At 76.7% G+C, this 682-nt stretch carries 1 protein-coding gene; it reads left to right on the forward strand.

The features are described 5' to 3' along the window. Positions 1 to 682 (forward strand): Ku protein (locus ACFPIH_RS56360; protein WP_381188175.1); only part of this gene is annotated, 682 nt, incomplete at both ends.

The following is a 682-nucleotide window of genomic DNA, read 5'->3' on the forward strand; positions in this document are numbered from 1 at the left end:
GGTGTGCGAACTCGACGGCGCCCGCGTCGCCGAGCAGGACGTGGGCCGCGCGTACGAGAAGGCCTCCGGCGCCCTTGTGCCGGTCACCGACGACGACCTGGACCGGCTGCCGCTGCCCACCGCGCACACCATCGAGCTGCTCGGTACCGTGCCCGCCGACGGCGTCGACCCCCGGCGGCTCGGCGCCGGCGCCTACTACCTCGCCGCCCAGGACTCCCCCGCCGGGGCCCGCCCCTACCTCCTGCTGGCCAGGGCCCTGGCCAGGCGCCGCCAGGCCGTCGCCGTCAAACTCGCCCTACGCGGCGACCGCGAGCGCCTCGGCCTGCTGCGGCCCCAGGGCGACGCCCTGACCGTCGAGCTGCTGCGCTGGCCGGACGAGGTACAGGCGCCTGCCGGCATCGCGCCCGCGCCGGTCGACGTCGGTGACGACGAACTCGCCGCGGCCCTCGACCTCATCTCCGCGCGCAGCGCGGACTGTCTGGCCGACGTCCCCCAGCTCGTCGACCGCTACGCCCGCGCGCTGGCCGACCTCGTGGACGCCAAGATCCACAACCGCGACCTCACCACTCCCCCGCGCAGCGCGACGCCCGCGCGTCCGGCCGACCTCATGGCACTCCTCACGGCCTCCGTGACCGACACCCACGCCCCTCCCGGCGATGCCCCCGCCGAGCGGCCGGCAGCT

Origin of the sequence: Streptomyces vulcanius (assembly GCF_042653945.1) — a bacterium.
Classification (GTDB): domain Bacteria; phylum Actinomycetota; class Actinomycetes; order Streptomycetales; family Streptomycetaceae; genus Streptomyces; species Streptomyces mangrovi.